Source organism: Streptomyces swartbergensis (assembly GCF_002148965.1).
Classification (GTDB): Bacteria; Actinomycetota; Actinomycetes; order Streptomycetales; family Streptomycetaceae; genus Streptomyces; species Streptomyces swartbergensis.
The window spans coordinates 1-1043 of sequence record NZ_NGFN01000739.1 but is presented as its reverse complement, the minus strand read 5'-3'; the positions used below and the strand labels follow the sequence as shown (position 1 = coordinate 1043).

At 72.2% G+C, this 1043-nt stretch carries 3 protein-coding genes and 1 pseudogene; all 4 read right to left on the bottom strand.

The genetic code is table 11. From position 1 onward, the window contains the following. Positions 1–218, bottom strand: a pseudogene (locus tag CA983_RS48735) (replication initiation protein); the annotation flags it as partial. 88 nt (positions 219–306) lie between these two features. Then, positions 307–564: a DUF6251 family protein gene (locus CA983_RS44020; RefSeq protein ID WP_086600914.1), complete on the bottom strand. Its 258-nt coding sequence runs from the start codon at positions 562–564 to the stop codon at positions 307–309. A 26-nt stretch (positions 565–590) separates the two neighbouring features. After that, positions 591–785, bottom strand: a complete 195-nt coding sequence (locus tag CA983_RS44015; RefSeq protein WP_030246370.1) for a hypothetical protein — start codon at positions 783–785, stop codon at positions 591–593. A gap of 9 nt (positions 786–794) precedes the next feature. Continuing rightward, a complete protein-coding gene (locus tag CA983_RS44010) occupies positions 795–986 on the bottom strand; it encodes a mobile element transfer protein (protein ID WP_086606144.1) in 192 nt (63 codons plus the stop codon). Between the last annotated feature and the right edge of the window lie 57 nt (positions 987–1043).

The window sequence follows — 1043 nt, the reverse complement described above, 5'->3', positions numbered from 1 at the left end:
CTTCCGGCGRGCAGGGAGGACGAGTCGAGGTGGTGGAGGACGCGCCCGATCTCTCCGGTCGTCCGGTCGACCGCGTACTCGGTGCGGTGGCCGTCGAGGCGCACGGGGTTGGTGCAGCCGCCCAGGCCGGAGAGTTGGCGGGCCAGCTCGGGCATGGTGCCGAGGGAGGCCAGCATGGAGAGTTCCGCCAGCGGGGGCGGAGTCTGCCGGGTGATGATGGGTCTTCCTTTCGGCTGTTTCGGCAGTTGGGAGGGACGGCCCCGGGGCGGCGCGATGCTTGGCGGCGTTTGCCGCCCCGGCGGCCGGTCAGCGCCTGTTGGCGCCAGTGACAAGAGAGCGCAGGACCACAGCGGCGATGGCCACGGACACGGCCGAGACGGCGACCGCCGCCAGGAGCGCGGTGAGGACGACGCCGACAACGACCACGGCGGCAACCGCACCGGCGCCGACCCCCACGAACGGGGCGACCGAACGGCCAGCGGCGCGAGCCGGGGCGTGGTCCTGCGGGATGTGGGTGGTGATGCTCGGGACGTGCGGGGTGTCGGGCAGTTTGGGGCGGAACATCGCGGGACTCCTTGTCGGTCGGGGTGTTATTCGTGGGTGCCGTTGACGACGTCGACCCCGGAGCGGGTGCCGGACTCGATGGCCGGGGCGAGGATGGTGTGCGAGAGCCAGAAGCCGAACAGCGCGATCACGACGGCGACCCAGAGGCGGATGCCGAGGAACTTGATCGCGGCCCAGGCGATGACGCCCAGGACGAAGACGAGCGGCAGCGAGACGGTCACGGGAGCTCCTCAGCGGACGCGGCAGCGGTGGGTGCGCGCGGCCAGCTCGGCGGCGGCGCGGCTGTCGTAGTCGGTGGCAAAGCCGCACCGCGGAGCCGTGCAGGCGGCGGTGTGCTTCTCGCGGCCCCGGCCGTCGTAGTAGGTGCCGACCTGGACGGGGCCGATGCGGACGACGCGGCGGAAACGGCGGTTGGCGGACATCAGGGCATCTCCTTGTCGGTCTCGCCGGTGAAGTCGGTGACGTGGTCGGCCAGCCAG

Excerpts from the sequence above, each read along its gene's own strand:
- CA983_RS44020 (WP_086600914.1), bottom strand. The coding sequence starts at position 564 with ATGTTCCGCCCCAAACTGCCCGACACCCCGCACGTCCCGAGCATCACC.
- CA983_RS44010 (WP_086606144.1), bottom strand. The coding sequence starts at position 986 with ATGTCCGCCAACCGCCGTTTCCGCCGCGTCGTCCGCATCGGCCCCGTC.